The 16391-nt window shown below is 58.0% G+C and carries 14 protein-coding genes; 9 read left to right on the forward strand and 5 right to left on the reverse strand.

The annotated features are described in order from the left end of the window. Window positions 1–134: 134 nt before the first annotated feature. The gene (locus ACOTTU_RS01830) at window positions 135–1262 is read right to left on the reverse strand and encodes an alpha-hydroxy acid oxidase (protein ID WP_425655846.1); all 1128 of its coding nucleotides are present in this window, start codon (window positions 1260–1262) and stop codon (window positions 135–137) included. 215 nt (window positions 1263–1477) lie between these two features. Here ACOTTU_RS01830 and ACOTTU_RS01835 point away from each other — a divergent pair, with 215 nt between their 5' ends. Next, on the forward strand, window positions 1478–3820 hold the full coding sequence (locus ACOTTU_RS01835; RefSeq protein WP_425655847.1) for an ATP-dependent helicase: 2343 nt from the start codon (window positions 1478–1480) through the stop codon (window positions 3818–3820). Here the strand turns inward: ACOTTU_RS01835 and ACOTTU_RS01840 are convergent. The 3 genes from ACOTTU_RS01840 to ACOTTU_RS01850 form a co-directional block, all read right to left on the reverse strand. Continuing rightward, entirely contained in the window at window positions 3817–5085 is a 1269-nt protein-coding gene (locus ACOTTU_RS01840; RefSeq protein WP_425655848.1) for a Hint domain-containing protein, read from the reverse strand. The genes ACOTTU_RS01835 and ACOTTU_RS01840 overlap by 4 nt on opposite strands. A 135-nt stretch (window positions 5086–5220) precedes the next feature. Continuing rightward, window positions 5221–5601, reverse strand: a complete 381-nt coding sequence (locus tag ACOTTU_RS01845; RefSeq protein ID WP_425655849.1) for a hypothetical protein — start codon at window positions 5599–5601, stop codon at window positions 5221–5223. A 74-nt stretch (window positions 5602–5675) separates the two neighbouring features. Beyond that, window positions 5676–5912: a DUF1127 domain-containing protein gene (locus tag ACOTTU_RS01850; protein ID WP_298913080.1), complete on the reverse strand. Its 237-nt coding sequence runs from the start codon at window positions 5910–5912 to the stop codon at window positions 5676–5678. Window positions 5913–6135: 223 nt separating this feature from the next. Here ACOTTU_RS01850 and ACOTTU_RS01855 point away from each other — a divergent pair, with 223 nt between their 5' ends. Further along, window positions 6136–7206, forward strand: coding sequence for an Mrp/NBP35 family ATP-binding protein (locus ACOTTU_RS01855; RefSeq protein ID WP_425655850.1), 1071 nt, complete (start codon window positions 6136–6138; stop codon window positions 7204–7206). Window positions 7207–7222: 16 nt separating this feature from the next. Here ACOTTU_RS01855 and ACOTTU_RS01860 read toward each other — a convergent pair whose 3' ends face one another. Next, entirely contained in the window at window positions 7223–7993 is a 771-nt protein-coding gene (locus ACOTTU_RS01860; RefSeq protein ID WP_298913073.1) for a hypothetical protein, read from the reverse strand. Window positions 7994–8734: 741 nt separating this feature from the next. Here ACOTTU_RS01860 and mraZ point away from each other — a divergent pair. The 7 genes from mraZ to mraY are packed head-to-tail and all read left to right on the forward strand — an operon-like array spanning window position 8735 to window position 16382. Then, the gene (gene mraZ, locus ACOTTU_RS01865) at window positions 8735–9238 is read left to right on the forward strand and encodes a division/cell wall cluster transcriptional repressor MraZ (RefSeq protein WP_298913070.1); all 504 of its coding nucleotides are present in this window, start codon (window positions 8735–8737) and stop codon (window positions 9236–9238) included. A 3-nt stretch (window positions 9239–9241) separates the two neighbouring features. After that, entirely contained in the window at window positions 9242–10234 is a 993-nt protein-coding gene (gene rsmH / locus ACOTTU_RS01870) for a 16S rRNA (cytosine(1402)-N(4))-methyltransferase RsmH (protein WP_425655851.1), read from the forward strand. Next, window positions 10234–10584 carry a cell division protein FtsL gene (ftsL, locus tag ACOTTU_RS01875; protein ID WP_425655852.1) on the forward strand — a complete coding sequence of 117 codons (351 nt, stop codon included), beginning with the start codon at window positions 10234–10236 and terminating at the stop codon, window positions 10582–10584. The genes rsmH and ftsL overlap by 1 nt, the downstream gene beginning before the upstream one ends. Then, window positions 10581–12362: a peptidoglycan D,D-transpeptidase FtsI family protein gene (locus tag ACOTTU_RS01880; protein ID WP_425655853.1), complete on the forward strand. Its 1782-nt coding sequence runs from the start codon at window positions 10581–10583 to the stop codon at window positions 12360–12362. Before ftsL ends, ACOTTU_RS01880 begins: the two co-directional genes overlap by 4 nt. Before the next feature lie 19 nt (window positions 12363–12381). Then, window positions 12382–13863, forward strand: coding sequence for a UDP-N-acetylmuramoyl-L-alanyl-D-glutamate--2,6-diaminopimelate ligase (locus ACOTTU_RS01885; protein ID WP_425655854.1), 1482 nt, complete (start codon window positions 12382–12384; stop codon window positions 13861–13863). After that, window positions 13860–15296 carry a UDP-N-acetylmuramoyl-tripeptide--D-alanyl-D-alanine ligase gene (locus tag ACOTTU_RS01890; protein ID WP_425655855.1) on the forward strand — a complete coding sequence of 479 codons (1437 nt, stop codon included), beginning with the start codon at window positions 13860–13862 and terminating at the stop codon, window positions 15294–15296. Before ACOTTU_RS01885 ends, ACOTTU_RS01890 begins: the two co-directional genes overlap by 4 nt. Window positions 15297–15299: 3 nt before the next feature. Further along, window positions 15300–16382 (forward strand): phospho-N-acetylmuramoyl-pentapeptide-transferase, encoded by a 1083-nt coding sequence (gene mraY / locus ACOTTU_RS01895; protein ID WP_298913054.1) that lies wholly within the window; start codon window positions 15300–15302, stop codon window positions 16380–16382. Window positions 16383–16391: the final 9 nt, after the last annotated feature.

Below are 16391 nucleotides of genomic sequence, written 5' to 3' on the forward strand. Positions count from 1 at the left end.
AAACGCGTAGTATTGGGTAGGAACCCGAGCTTTCTGCTGCAACGCAGCATTTTGAGGCGGAAATGTAAAGTGACCTAGCGGTAACGACGCCGAGATTTTTCCGGCTATTATGCGCGTGTCAGCCTTGGATTTTGTCAGTCGAACCGCAGGGTTGGGGGCAGATCCGCCAGCGATCTGGCTCCCAGTTGGCCCATATTTGCCTCCAGGTCTTTCTTCAGCAGGTCAATGAGATGGTCGAGGCCCGTTGGTCCAAGTGCGGCCAGCGCAAAGTGAAATGCCCGCCCCAGCATCACGAAATCGGCGCCCGATGCGATGGCACGCAGAATGTCCAACCCGCCTTCGATACCGGAATCGAAGATCAAAGGGAGTTTGCTCGCCTTACGCATGCCGGGCAAGACGTCAATGGCTGCAGGGGCTGCATCAAATTGCCGTCCGGCGTGATTGGAAATCCACAGCGCATCAACGCCCAGATCTTCCAGTTTTGCGGCATCCTCAATACGTAACACCCCCTTGATCACAAAAGAGCCTTCCCAGGCGTCGCGCAGCCATTTGACGTAATCCCAATCCGGCGAGGTGCGCAGCAGGTAACCGGCGTGCTGTGTCGATGACAGCGCGGTGGCGGTCTTGGCAGTGTATTTGTCCAGCCCCCGCATGCGCGGCATCCCCAGGGCCCATGCGGGGCAGGCGGCAACCTGCGCCAGCAGGCGCGGTGTCAGGCGCGGCGGTTGCGTCAACCCCGAACGCGTCTGTCGTTCACGGCGCGACGCCACGGGGACATCAACGGTTAACACCAGCGTGTGAAACCCTGCCGAGCGCGCGCGCACCAGCATGTCCCGACGGACATCTTCATCGCGCGGCGGGTACATCTGAAACCATGCCTCGGCACCCAGATGTGGGGCGAGGTCTTCGGGCGACTGACTGGCGACGGTGGAGAGCGTGTAGGGAATGCCAGCCTTGGCCGCTGCCCGCGCTATATGGCCTTCTGCGTCCGGCCACATCAGACCGGACATGCCCACGGGCGCGACACCGAAGGGAAGCGGCAATTCGCGTTTGAGCAGATTGACACTCAAGTCGACGTCGATTTCCCCATGAAGGATCGATGGCACCAGTCCGATCCGATCCAAGGCGGCGCGGTTACGCTGCTTTGTGGCTTCGGTACCGGTAGCGGAATCGAGATATTCCCAGGCGAAACGGGGAATGCGCCGATACGCTGCGTCTCTCAAATCGCTGATCGCAGGGTATTTCGAATGAAGATCGGTCATTTCAGCCGTTTTTATGCGATGATCCACGGCACCCTAGAAGCGTGGTCTGTGTGGTGCAAGCCGGTTGCGCAGAAGGTCCAATGTCGCTCAGGATCGACAACCGCGATCGTTGAGACTGCAAAGGCGCCACTGATCAAATGTCACCGGCGTTTCATGATAGAACAGAAGCCGAACATATCTTTTCTTTCGCGCTTGCCAGAGCTATGCTCTCGAAAATGAGCAGCTTTGATGAAATGGACGCTTTCGAGGGAGCATCGCTGAGCGCGCGCGCGATGGCGGCGCGGCCCCAACCCTATCTGGACGGGTTGAACCCGGCGCAGCGGGCGGCGGTGGAACAACTGGATGGCCCCGTGCTGATGCTGGCAGGCGCAGGCACCGGCAAGACACGTGCATTGACCGCAAGGATCGTGCACCTGCTGAATACCGGTCGCGCCCGTCCGAATGAAATCCTTGCGGTGACTTTTACCAACAAAGCCGCGCGGGAGATGAAAAACCGGGTTGGTCAGATGCTGGGTCATCAGATCGAAGGGATGCCGTGGCTGGGCACGTTTCATGCGATCTGTGTGAAGCTCTTGCGCCGCCATGCGGAACTTGTCGGGTTGAAATCCAATTTCACCATTCTGGACACGGATGATCAGTTGCGGCTGCTCAAGCAGCTTGTTGCGGCGGACGGGATCGACGACAAGCGCTGGCCCGCCCGGCAGCTTGCGGGCATCATAGATGGTTGGAAAAACCGCGCTCTTACACCCGATAAAGTGCCCGCCAGCGACGGCGGGGCCTATAATCACCGTGGCACTGAGCTTTACGCGCAATACCAGCAGCGCCTGAAAGAACTCAACGCAACAGATTTCGGCGATCTGCTCTTGCATATGGTCACGATCTTTCAGGCCCATCCGGATGTTCTGGCGCAGTACCAGCGCTGGTTTGCCTATATCCTTGTGGACGAGTATCAGGACACCAACGTGGCGCAATACCTGTGGCTGCGCCTGTTGGCCGGGGGGCACAAGAACATCTGCTGTGTGGGTGACGATGATCAGTCGATCTATGGCTGGCGCGGGGCAGAGGTGGGCAATATCCTGCGATTTGAAAAGGATTTCCCAGGCGCGCATGTGGTTCGGCTGGAACAGAACTATCGCTCTACGCCGCACATTCTGGCCGCGGCCTCCGGCGTGATAGCAGGCAATGAAAACCGGTTGGGAAAGACACTCTTTACGGAGGTCGAGGATGGCGAGAAGGTGCGCCTGATCGGCCATTGGGACGGCGAAGAGGAAGCCCGCTGGATCGGCGAAGAGATCGAGGGCGCGCAACGTGGGACCCGTGGAATGCCTGCCTTTGGCCTGGATCAGATGGCCGTTCTGGTGCGCGCGTCGCATCAGATGCGGGTTCTTGAAAACCGGTTTCTCAAGATTGGCTTGCCCTATCGGGTGATCGGGGGGCCGCGTTTCTTCGAGCGGCTGGAGTGTCGCGATGCGATCGCTTATTTCCGTCTGGTTGTCAGCGCCGAAGACGATCTGGCCTTTGAGCGGGTCGTTAATGTGCCCAAGCGGGGACTTGGCCCGAAAGCGCAACAGACGATTCAGTTAGCTGCCCGTGCGAACGGTGTCAGTTTGATTGAAGGGGCGCGGCTGGCGGTTGATGGCGGATTGATCAAAGGAAAAGGCGGCGCGGAGCTCAAGCAATTTGTCACCGATATTGCGCGCTGGCACCGTATGCTCAAGGACGACACCATCAGCCATATCGAGGTCGCCGAAAGCATTCTTGATGAAAGTGGCTATACCGCTTTCTGGCAGAATGAGAAGACGCCCGAAGCCCCAGGACGGCTCGAAAACCTGAAAGAACTGGTTGGTGGCCTTGAAGATTACACCAACCTTCAGGGATTCCTCGAAGAAGTCAGCTTGAACATGGACAATGAAAGCGCGGCCGAGGAACAGAAAGTCAGCATCATGACGCTGCACGGCGCCAAGGGTCTGGAATTTCCGATTGTTTTCCTGCCGGGGTGGGAGGATGGCTTGTTTCCGTCGCAGCGCTCTATGGATGAAAGCGGCATGAAGGGGCTCGAAGAGGAGCGCCGGTTGGCTTATGTGGGGATCACCCGCGCCGAGCAGGTTTGTACGATCTCGTTTGTGGGCAACCGCCAGATACATGGCCAGTGGCAAAGCGCCATGCCATCCCGGTTTATTGATGAGCTGCCCGAAGAGCACGTCGAAGTTCTGACCCCGCCCGGCCTTTACGGTGGCAGCTATGGGGCGGCTGCGTCAAGTTCAAACCTGCACGAGGCGGCAGCCGAGGCGAATGTCTACAACTCCCCCGGCTGGCGGCGCTTGCAGGCCCGCAGCCAGGACCGCCCGGTCAGTCAGCCGCGTGAGCATAAAAATACGGTTATCGACATGTCCGCCGTGTCGAGCTTTGTTATGGGGGAGCGGGTCTTTCACCAGAAATTCGGCTACGGGGCCATCCAGGGTATCGAGGGTGACAAGCTGGAGATTGCTTTTGAGAAGGCCGGCGTGAAAAAGGTGGTCGCGAAGTTCGTGACCGGGTGTGACGATATACCTTTTTAGTAAGTTTCATTCCCTAAAAGGGCGGTCGCTTCGAAGCTCTTGACGATGGGACGTGCTGGGCGATGCCCGCGACCGCTGCCCGTGCCAAGCTCAGGGAAAATTGCGACCAATTCGTTGAACGTCGCCCGATCCTCACGCGAGATGTATTCGCCGACAAAAAAGCTCTCTAGTCGCGCGCCTTGAGAGAAGACGATCTCGTGCTTGTCGAACATCAAATGAAAATACGTGACCATGTGGCAGGGTGCGGCAAAAATCTGATCTCCGTCACAGAGGTGCTTTGCGCTGCACAGAACTTCTGGTGTCTGAAGCATCAGCTCGCACCGCCAGCCTGACAATAGCACACGGTGCTGCGGCGACAGTCTGATCTTTTGCCGGTTGCCAATACTACCGGGCATGAAGGTAATGGGCGTGCAGCCGCCCAACCCCGGCACGGTTCTCTTCCCGATCCAACGGATGGCGCGGGGGCCATGATCCAGTGTTTCAACCAGATCACCCACCGCGAGTTTTTCAATGGCCGTGGCTCCGCCAGGCACATCAATTATTGTGCCTGCCGCGAAACAGGCGACTGTAACGTTCGATATGTCGAGATAGGTAAACTGATTGCCATTTGGCAGAAGCACTTCACCGCCGTCTGATCCGGGGAAAAACGGTGTGACGGTGGAGCCGGCGGGAACCGTCAACGAATTGTCGCCGGACCCGCCACGCACGAATGTCGTGTTCAGTCCGGCAAAAATGGTGTCGTCGCCGCCTTCCCCTTCCAGATTGCCACTGCCGTCTTCTGCAAAGAGAACGTCATCGTCTGAACCCCCTCTGAGATTGTTGTTTCCTGACCCACCGCGCAGAATGTCATCGCCTGCGCCGCCCCTGATGTTGTTATTACCTGTGCCCCCGATCAGGACATCATCGCCACGTCCCCCGCGGATCGTGCCGCCCAACGAGCCATCATCAATGAACGTGTCATCGCCAGAGCCACCTCTGTAGCCACGTGCGTTCAGGCCGACGGAGCCGCTGACATTGTTGTTCGCATCATTGCCTCTGAATTCAACAAATTCGCTGAATGAACCACCTGCGATGTCGGTGTCCAGATATGTCGTGACCACGCCATTTTCGGTATCTGTGAACGTAATTGAATTGGCGTTCAGAGTGATTTGGAAGCGATCATTGATGCCACGGGCATCAATCGTGCTGTTGGGCCCTATATCAAGACCTGCCCAGAAAGATGGATCAGTAATGTTTGCGTTTGTTAATCTGATGAATACTGGCATGCCACACGCTCGTCTTTTTCGATTGATGTGGGAAAGCGGGTTCCACAATCGGTTTGTTTCGAGCCCCCGCCGTCTGATGATTTTATAACATGATCTGACCCAAGGTCATATGGACCCTGACAATTTGAGCCGCTTTTAGCCCAGAATGCGCCAGCGCAGGGTTGATGGGCCATAGAATTGATCAAAATGCATCGAATTGAAGCAGAGAATTTTGATCCGCCATCCGATTTTAAAAACTGTTTCTGGATCACGAAGAAAGGAAAAGGCGGCTTCCGGGAGGAGGAAGCCGCCTTTCGCGTTCGTCTGCCGGGTCAGGGAGGAGGCGACCCTTGGACGTATGACATTGAGCCTGTGGCTCGAAAGAAAAGGGACGGTGACATCCGGGAGGAGGATAGATGCCACCGCCTTACCACAGACGCCCCAGGGAGGAGGAAAGGCGCGTCTGATTTCGTTTCCCTGGCCAGTTTTGGTCAGGTGCCCGTAATTTTCGGCGGGCTGGAATTCTTGCGACGACATCAGGGGAGGAGAAGATGCCGCCGCGGGGTCACACACGCCCTAGGGAGGAGGTGGGCGTGTGATCTTTGACGGGCTTATTTGCCCGTATAGGATTGCGCAGTTTCCCAGGCCAAACCTTTGATCATCGAGCGGCTGAGGCCCAGATCATTCAGTTCGCGCTCGCTCAAGCCGGCCAGCTCGTCATAGGTCTGGCGATAGACGCGATGGGTTGCGTAGCGTTGGGCCGCCGCGTTCAGCAGCGATGCGGTGAAAGCCAGAGCCCGTTCGAACAGGCTGGCGGATGCTGTGTTTGTCTGTGTGTAATAGGCCATCTTGGTGCCTCGTACTTTCGTTCGTTACCGTGTCGTGATGGTTATGTAGGCTAATGCTGCATCTGCACAATAGATAGCTCGTCAATGCTGCTATGCAGCAATTGCATGGGCGACCTAGCGTAAATTTATGCGTGTCGCTATAGGGTTAGGCAGTTGGACGCACTAACTAGTGTTAGCGGAAGCGGATGCCGGAAAAATCGGCGCGCATGAGGAGAAATTGAGCATGTCTGTGACAAAGGCCGAAATTGAAGCCGTGCTGGAACGGATCTCGTTGCCGGACGGTAAAAGCCTGCTGGCGCATGATTTGATTCGCGCGCTGACCGTTGACGGCGATAAGGTGCGCTTTGTGATAGAGGCTCCGACACCTGAAGTGGCGCGCCAAATGGGCCCGATACGGGATGCCGCAGAGAAGTTGGTATCGGAACTGCCAGGTGTTGGGCAGGCGTCGGTTGCGTTGACGGCGCACGGCCCCGCCGAAAAACCAGCCCCGCCCAGTCTGAAAATCGGCGGTCATCCTAAACCGCAGGACGGGCCCAGCAAGCCCAGTGGTGTGAAGCGCATTCTGGCCATCGGGTCAGGTAAGGGCGGTGTGGGCAAATCCACTGTCTCCTCCAACCTTGCCGTCGCCTTGGCAAAGGCGGGCCGAAAAGTAGGGTTGCTGGATGCGGATATCTATGGCCCGTCGCAACCGCGCATGATGGGGGTCAACAAACGTCCGGCCTCGCCGGATGGCAAAACGATTATCCCGCTGCACGCACATGGTGTGACGCTGATGTCGATCGGGTTCATGCTGGAGGAAGGTAAGGCCGTCGTCTGGCGCGGGCCGATGCTAATGGGCGCGTTGCAGCAGATGCTAGGGCAGGTGGAATGGGGCGAGCTTGACGTGCTAATCGTCGACCTGCCCCCCGGTACGGGTGATGTGCAACTGACCTTGTGCACCAAATCAGAACTCACCGGCGCCATTGTCGTCTCGACCCCTCAGGATGTGGCTCTGATTGATGCGCGCAAGGCGCTTGATATGTTTGCGACGCTCAAGACGCCCGTCTTGGGACTGATCGAAAACATGTCGATGTTTGTCTGCCCCGATTGCGGCTCAGAGCATCAGATATTTGGTCAGGGTGGGGTCGCTGCCGAGGCCGCGAAAATGGGTGTGCCGCTTCTGGGGGCGTTGCCGATTGATCTCGAAACGCGCCTTGCCGGGGATGGCGGTACGCCCATTGCGGCAGGTGAAGGTCTCATGGCCGAGGCCTATGCCCGTATTGCTGATGGGTTGATCAAGGGCGGCATGGCCTAGTGCCGCCCAAGTGTTTTCACGTCAAAGGGCGACCTTGAACCAAATGACCGTATAACGTGCTCAATACGCTGACGTAGATCAGGGATTGAAGTAACCCCTGCAAGACGGCGAAGAAGATCGCGAGGTTGGGAACGGCGAGTATCAATCCCTGGGCCAGTTGCTCCAGAACCACATTGATCACGCCGAGCAGAACGGCCGTCCAGAAAATATCCCGCGACGATGCTCGGGTTGCTTCCCAACTTTCTGAGTACGTCATGATGTGCCCTGTCGCGGCAGCCGGAAGGATCAGGCTGATCCTCAGCAAAACCCAGGACAAGACGATCGCCAGAACGAGAAACAGGATGATAGAGATCACGGCGCCGACGGGGCCGGTTGCGGCGGCGAGGATTGCCACGACAAAGCCGGTCGCGATTGATCCCAGCAAGGCCACGACGAAGAACACGAAACCGACAATCAAGGCGCATTTGAAATACGCACCATAGATCGCGGAGGTCGGTCGCATGACGTCTTCGCGTTGGTCACCTTCCAAAAGAGCGTGGCGGTGCCAGAAAATTGCGAAGACCATCGCGCCCAGAAGCCCCACTATGATGGCCACAACAACGAGGGGCCAGCTGACCGGTTCAGGGGGCGTCAAATCATTGTCTGACATATTGGCAAGACTGCCGAACAAAAAGGCTGTGGCGACGGCAACAAGGGCCACGCCCGGCGCGATGACTTTCAGCGTCCGACCGGGTTCAGCGAAGATGAGCCTGAAGGATCGGCCGAGGATATCGATGGGTTTACTCACAGATTCGTAACTTTCCGATTTGATTTGCCGACTGCTGTATCGCGTAATCTCTGTGGGTGACACACCCATATGAAGATTCTCTTTCAGCTACCGGTCATGGGAAATGATGGGACGCACCGGCTTTATGTGCGGCGAGATGCCGTAAACAAAGGTTCAAAACGAATCAAACTCCGAATTTTCGGCAAGTAATGCGTTTGAATAACCGCTTGGCTTTTGGAACGTAGTGAGAACATATGTCTGGCTTGCGAAGAATATGGAAATAATTTGGGAAATCGAGGGAAATCAATGCCTCTAAGATGTTGTCTATATTTAGTAGCTTTGGCTGCAGTTTATACAATTTGTTCTCGATATTCGGCGATTTCTTGCAGAAAACATAGCATTTCTTAACGCATGAATTGAGAGTTAGAGGTTTGGTAACCAAAAATCCCTTGCTGTACCATGAATTCCCACGCTATACCTTATGGCATCAGATGAGAACGAGACAGGGGCACCAAACGACCCCAGGCAAGACAAAAAAACTCTAGCAGGTTTCATACAGGCACCTCGCTTTCATCAGACCAAGAGATCCGGCGCGCGAGCGAGCAGACATCCCCCCAGGTGGCGCGCGCAGCTGGACTTCCCCGCAAGTGCGGGACGAGGGCGGCGGGTTGATCAGTGGCAGCAGATCAACCCGCCGTTTCCATTTCACGGCAGGGGGATAAGCGTCAAACCTAATGTGGCGCGAAGGATTGGGATAAGGCAGTGAACCGCAGGTTCAGAGGCGAAAGCCATCATAAGGTCGACACAAAGGGGCGGGTCTCTATCCCGGCCTCTTTTCGGCGTGTGATCGAAGCTGCTGACCCAAATTGGACCTCTGGTGATGCGCCGGAACTGGTTATCGTCTATGGGGACCACCGTCGCAACTACCTTGAATGCTACACCATGGAAGCCATCAACGAGGTGGACGACAAGATCGACGCACTGCCGCGGGGATCAATGGAGCGCAAGATGCTCCAGAGGCTGTTTCACGGACAGTCCTTTCCGACGTCGGTGGATGAAACCGGTCGGCTCGTTCTGCCTGCAAAACTGCGCCAGAAGATCGACCTCGACAAGGAAGCGTTTTTCATCGCTGCGGGCGATACGTTCCAGATATGGCGGCCGGAAACCTATGAAGCGGAAGAGGCTTCCAAGACCGAAGCCTGGCTCGATGATCTGCCGGAAGATTTTGATCCCATGGCGTTTTTGGACGGCAAACAGGGGGCGTAAACCATGGCTGCTGCGGCCTCCTCCGACGCTTCTGCCCCCCACATTCCCGTCCTGTTGTCTGCAATACTGAAAGCTGTTGCGCCAGTAGGTGGCACATGGCTGGACGGCACCTTTGGCGCCGGCGGCTACACTCGGGGACTGCTGGATGCGGGGGCTCAGACTGTCATTGCCGTTGATCGTGATCCTCTGGCTTTTGAAATGGCGGCGGATTGGTCGGCCGACTATGGTGCGCGCCTGATCCAGCAGCCTGGGGTGTTTTCCCAAATGGACAGCTATGCCAGCGATCTGGATGGTGTGGTGCTTGATCTTGGCGTTTCTTCCATGCAGCTCGATTTGGCAGAGCGCGGGTTTTCCTTCATGCGCGACGGTCCGCTGGACATGCGCATGAGTCAGGAGGGCGTTTCGGCGGCGGATATCGTGAATGAAGCCTCCGAAGAGGTGATCGCAAATATCCTTTTTCAATTCGGGGAAGAGCGCGCAAGCCGTCGCATCGCCAAAGCGATTTTGCGGGAACGGGCGTCCGAAAAAATCATCACCACCTTGCGGTTGGCGGGTATCATTGAGGGCTGTTTGCCACGCGCCAAACCCGGTCAGTCGCATCCGGCCACGCGCAGTTTTCAGGCGTTGAGAATCGCTGTGAACGACGAATATGGTGAGCTTTTCCAAGGGCTTATGGCGGCGGAACGCGCTCTGAAACCAAGTGGATATCTTGCCGTTGTCACGTTTCATTCTGTTGAGGACCGGATGGTGAAAAGGTTTCTGACCCAACGGGCCGGTGCAGGCGGAAACGCAAATCGGTACGCGCCGCAGGCCAAGCAGGAACCGGCGGCATTTGCCCTGAAATCGCGCAAGGCGATTGTGGCGGATGCAGAAGAAATTGCCGCCAATCCGCGCGCTCGGTCTGCCAAGCTGCGCGTGGCGATCCGCACGGACGCACCGGCGAAAGATATAGAAGCGAAAGCCATCGGCATGCCGATGGTGAAAGAGGTTATTTGATGCGCACGTTATTATATATTCTCACGACGCTGAGTGTGATCAGCCTGGCATTTTGGGCCTACCGTGAAAACTACGCCACGCAGGCAGCGCTTTCCGAGACCAGAGAACTGCGGCAGGAAATTCGCGAGGCGCATGAACGCCTTGCGGTGCTGCGTGCTGAATGGGCTTATCTGAACCGCCCTGACCGGCTGCGTGATCTGGCGGAAATCAACTACGATCGGCTCGGTTTGCTGGAATTGCATCCGGAACAATTTGGATATGTCGATCAGGTGGCGTATCCGCCTGATCCTCTGCTGCCGATCACAAATCCGGTAGATGTGATCAACCTGACCGGTGAGGCCCGCCCATGATCCGCACACCGCTTCGTCCGCTGGCCCGCATTCTGGAGGCCCGCGCAAAGGGGGAAAACCCCGACGCTATCGAACGCGAAAATATTCGCATCCGCCATGAGCAGATGCGCGATCAGGCCCGTCAGCGCGCCGAAGGCCGCTTGCTGGTTCTGGGGCTGTTTTTCGTGGTTGCCTTCAGCGTGGTTGGCACGCGTATGGGCATGCTGGCAACGGCAGAACCGGTAGAGCCGCAGGTCGAAGCGCCTGGCAGTCGCATACACGCCTCACGCGCCGATATCGTGGACAGGCAGGGCCGCCTTCTGGCCACGAACTTCGAAACCCATTCGCTTTATGCGCAACCGCCCCATATGATTGATCCGGCCCATTCGGCGCGCGAACTCGCAGCGATTTTCCCCGATTTGGAAGAAAAGGAACTGCTCGAAGATTTCACAGGCGCGCGCAAATTCATCTGGATCAAACGCAAGATCAGCCCGGAACAGATGCAGGCTGTACATGAAATTGGCGATCCGGGTCTGCTCTTTGGGTCACGCGACATGCGGCTATATCCGAACGGGCGTCTGGCGGCGCATGTGCTGGGCGGCGCGAGCTACGGTCGCGAAGGGGTGCATGCTGCCGAAGTCATCGGCGTGGCGGGGGTCGAGAAATATTTCGACGATCATCTGCGCGATCCGGCCAATGGCAACAGACCTTTGGCGCTGTCACTTGACCTGACGGTGCAGGCAGCTGCTGAGCGTGTGCTTTACGGCGGTATGAAACTGATGAATGCCAAAGGGGCGACATCGATCCTGATGGATGTCTACACCGGTGAGGTGATCAGCGTTGTTTCCTTGCCGACGTTCGATCCCAATGATCGACCGCGCCCGGCGACCAAAGGGGATCAATCCGACAGCCCGCTCTTCAACCGTTCAGTTCAGGGCGTCTACGAACTGGGTTCGACCTTCAAGATATTTACGGTCGCGCAGGCGATGGATTTGGGGTTGGTGAACCCTCAAACGGTGATCGACACCAAAGGCCCGCTGCGTTGGGGCAAATTCCGCATTCGTGATTTCCGCAATTACGGCGATACGCTCACCGTCTCGAAGATCATAGAAAAATCGTCAAATATCGGCACGGCGCGTCTGGCAATGCAGATCGGTGCCGAAAGGCAGCGCGGTTTCCTCAAAGAGTTGGGCATGCTGGAGGCGACCGGTTTCGAAATCGTCGAGGCGGCGACGGGCAAGCCACTTTTGCCGCGCAACTGGTCGGAGTTGAGCACCATGACCATCTCCTACGGGCATGGGCTGTCGACCTCGCCGATGCATCTGGCGGCAGGTTATGCGGCGATCGCAAATGGCGGGCTGAAGGTCCAGCCGACAATCCTGAGACAGGATGGCCCACAGCTTGGGCAGCGCGTGTTCTCCGAAGCTTCCTCCAAAGCCGCGCGCAAGATGTTGCGGCGCGTGGTGACGGATGGCACCGCCAGCTTTGGCGATGTGGCGGGTTATGCGGTGGGCGGCAAGACCGGCACGGCGGACAAACCGCGCCCGCAGGGGGGGTATTATGACGACAAGGTGATCGCGACGTTTGCCTCGATCTTCCCCGCGCATGATCCGCGATACGTCCTGATTGTCACGCTTGATGAGCCGGTGGATACCATCGGCGACAAGCCGCGCCGCACGGCAGGCTGGACCGCCGTGCCCGTGGCGGCAGAGATGATCAAGCGTGTGGCACCCCTTCTGGGGTTGCGACCAACCGTTGAACCTCAGGAATTGACCGATATAAAGCTCACCAAGAACTAAGCCGACAAAGGCGGGGGCAATGAGCGATCAGGTAAAGACAGTTTCATCCTTGGGGCTCACCGCGATCGGGGGCCGGAACCCCGACATCACCGGTCTTGCCGTGGACAGCCGGGATGTGGCGGAAGGGTTTCTGTTCGCCGCCATGCCGGGTGTGAAAATGCACGGGGCCGAGTTCATTCAATACGCGCTTCGGATGGGGGCTGCGGCGATCCTGACGGACGCGGAAGGTGCCGGGATTGCGGCGGACGTGCTGGCTGAAAGCGATGCAGCCCTGATTGTCACCACCGCGCCGCGCGAGGCCCTGGCGCGCGCGGCCTCGCTCTGGTTCGGGCGTCAGCCGCCTGTCATGGTCGCCGTCACGGGCACCAATGGCAAAACTTCCGTCAGCACCTTCGTGCGTCAGATCTGGACCTTGCTGGGGCATAACGCGATCAATCTGGGCACAACCGGGGTTGAAGGTGCCTGGAGCGCACCGCTGATGCATACCACGCCGGAACCCATAACGCTGCACCGGGCTTTGGCGCAGGCGGCGGACCATGGTGTGACACACGCGGCGATGGAAGCCTCCAGCCACGGGTTGGATCAGCGCAGGCTCGACGGGGTGACACTCAAGGCCGCCGGTTTCACGAATTTCACGCAGGATCACCTCGATTACCACGGCAGTTTCGAGGCTTATTTCGACGCAAAAGCGGGGCTTTTCGCGCGGGTTCTGCCCGAAGACGCCAAGGCCGTCATCAATATCGAAGAAGAACGCGGCGTCGATATGGCCGCGATTGCCACGGCGCGTGGATGTCCGGTGGTCAGTGTGGGGCGGCAGATCGGCGATTTTCATCTGGGCAATATTCAGGTGGATGCCACCGGGCAGACAGTCCGGTTTCTGCATTTGGGCAAATCCTATGTGCGCCGCCTGAACCTGATTGGCGATTTTCAGGCTGAAAACGTGATGCTCGCGGCGGCACTGGTGATTGCCTGCGGCGAAAAACCCAATCACGTCTTTGACACCTTTCAGGATCTCACAACGGTGCGGGGACGCATGCAACTGGTGGCCAAGCGCGACAATGGCGCGACAGTTTTCGTCGATTACGCGCATACGCCCGATGCGATTGCGACTGCGCTCAAGGCACTCAGACCGCATGTGCTGGGTCGTCTGATTGCCATTGTCGGTGCCGGTGGTGACCGCGATGCCACCAAGCGCCCGTTGATGGGGCAGGCGGCGGATGAAAACGCGGATATGGTGATTGTGACGGATGATAACCCGCGCACCGAAGACCCCGAAACCATCCGCGCGGCGGTATTGCTGGGTGCACCCGATGCACTTGAAGTGGGCGACCGGGCGGAAGCGATCCTGCGCGGCGTCGATGCGCTGGGGCCGGGTGATGCGTTGTTGATTGCCGGAAAGGGGCATGAAACCGGGCAGACCGTTGGCAGTGATATTCTGCCGTTTGATGATGCCGAACAGGCCAGCGTTGCGGTGGCGGCTCTTGACAGGAGGATGCCATGAGTTTGTGGATAGCCAGCGCTGCTGCCCAGGCAACCGGAGGGCACGTTCAAGGCGACTGGACGGCAACGGGTGTGTCCATTGATACCCGCAGCCTGCAACCCGGCGATCTATTTGTCGCCCTGAAAGACCAGCGCGACGGTCATGAATTTGTCGCTCAGGCATTGGAAAAGGGTGCCGCAGCCGCCCTTGTCGATCACGTGCCCACGGGGCTGGCCGCAGATGCACCCCTGCTGATTGTCGAGGATGTTCTGGCGGGCCTTGAAGCACTGGGCCAAGCGGCGCGCGCGCGCATGTCCGGCAAGGTTGCAGCCGTGACCGGCAGTGTGGGCAAGACCTCCACCAAAGAAATGCTGCTTGAAATGCTTTCCGCCCAAGGGCGCACCCATGCTTCCGTGGCCAGTTACAACAACCATTGGGGCGTGCCGCTGACCTTGGCGCGGATGCCGGAAGACACTGAATTCGCGGTCATCGAGATCGGCATGAACCATCCCGGTGAAATTGCACCGCTGGCCAAAATGGCGCGGCCCCATGTGGCGCTGGTGACAATTGTCGCGGCGGCGCATCTGGAAGCATTTGACGACATCACCGGGATCGCGGTTGAAAAAGCGTCGATTTTTGAGGGCGTGGAGCCGGGTGGCGTGGCAGTGCTCAACGCGGATATGGACACGGCTGCCATCGTCATGGCCAAGGCGTTGGACTGCAAGTTGCGGGATATCAGTTTTGGCACGGAAGGCTATGATTTCAAACTGATCCGCGCGGATTTGCGTGATGAGACCACGGTTGTTCAGGCGCAGATGGGCGACGCGCCGCTCCTGTTCAAAATCGCCTCGCCGGGGCGGCATTTTGCGATGAATGCGCTCGGAGCGCTCGCCGTGGTAGCCGCATTGAAGGGCGATATGGCGCTGGCCGTCGGTGCCCTGGGCCGCTGGAAGCCCTACAAGGGGCGGGGGCAGAGGGAGCGCATATATCTGGATGCGGTGGACACACGTCTGTCGCTCGATCTGATTGATGACAGCTATAATGCCAATCCGACGTCCATGGCCGCAGCGATCGAGGTTCTGGCAGCCGCACCTGTGACAAATGACATCGGACGTGTCTCCAAGGGACGCCGGATAGCCTATCTGGGTGACATGAAGGAATTGGGCACGGATGAGGTTGCATTGCATGCAGGGCTCGCGCATCTGCCTGCCACTCAAAAACTCGACGTGATCCATTGCATCGGGCCATTGATGCGGTCGCTATATGAATCGCTGCCGGATGCGCAGCGGGGTGACTGGTATGCGACTGCGCAAGAGGCTGCACCGCACCTGAAGCGGCATCTCGACAGCGGTGATGTCGTGCTCGCCAAGGGGTCGCTCAGCACAAAACTGGCGCTGATCGTTGACGCCATACGTAAAATGGGACATGCCCCGCTCGACGTCGAAGAAGGATAACGGATGCTTTATTGGCTTACGCTGCTGTCGGACGGGGGCGATTTTTTCAACCTCTTTCGCTATATCACTTTCCGCGCTGGGGGCGCATTTCTGACAGCGCTTGTGTTCGGCTTTCTCTTCGGCAGGCCCTTGATCGCTGTGCTGCGCAAGCGGCAGGGCAAGGGACAGCCCATTCGCGACGATGGGCCCGAGGGGCATTTTGTCAAAGCGGGCACGCCGACCATGGGGGGGTTGCTGATCGTCGGGGCATTGTTGACCTCCACATTGCTCTGGGCGCGGCTCGACAATCCATTCATCTGGATTGTTTTGTTCGTTACCATGTCCTTTGCCGCCATCGGGTTCATGGATGACTATGCCAAGGTTTCCAAGCAAAGCAGCGCCGGCGTGCCGGGGCGTGTGCGCCTGCTTTTGGGGTTCGCCATCGCAGCCGTGGCCGCATATTGGGCGGCGCAATATCACCCTGACCCGCTGCAGAACCGCCTCGCACTGCCGGTGTTCAAAGACACGCTGCTCAATCTGGGGTATTTCTTTGTGCCGTTTTCCATCATCGTCATCGTAGGGGCGGCGAATGCGGTCAACCTGACAGACGGTCTGGACGGATTGGCCATCATGCCGGTGATGATCGCGGCAGGCACTTTGGGGGTGATTTCCTACGCCGTCGGCCGGGTCGATTTCACCGAATATCTGGACGTGCATTACGTGGCGGGTACCGGGGAAATCCTAATCTTCACAGCTGGTATCTTCGGCGGGGGGCTGGGCTTTTTGTGGTATAACGCCCCACCTGCTGCGGTTTTCATGGGTGACACTGGCAGCCTTGCCTTGGGCGGTGCGCTCGGTGCCATTGCTGTCTCGACCAAACACGAGATCGTTCTGGCGATTGTGGGCGGGCTCTTTGTGGTCGAGGCCATGAGCGTGATCATTCAGGTGCTTTATTTCAAGCGCACTGGCAAACGGGTGTTCCTGATGGCACCGATCCATCACCACTACGAGAAAAAAGGCTGGGCGGAATCGACGATTGTGATCCGTTTCTGGATCATCTCGCTGATCCTTGCGATGATTGGTCTGGCCACCCTGAAAGTGCGGTAGAAAGGCGTG

Source organism: Roseobacter sp. EG26 (assembly GCF_049830555.1).
Lineage (GTDB): Bacteria > Pseudomonadota > Alphaproteobacteria > Rhodobacterales > Rhodobacteraceae > Roseobacter.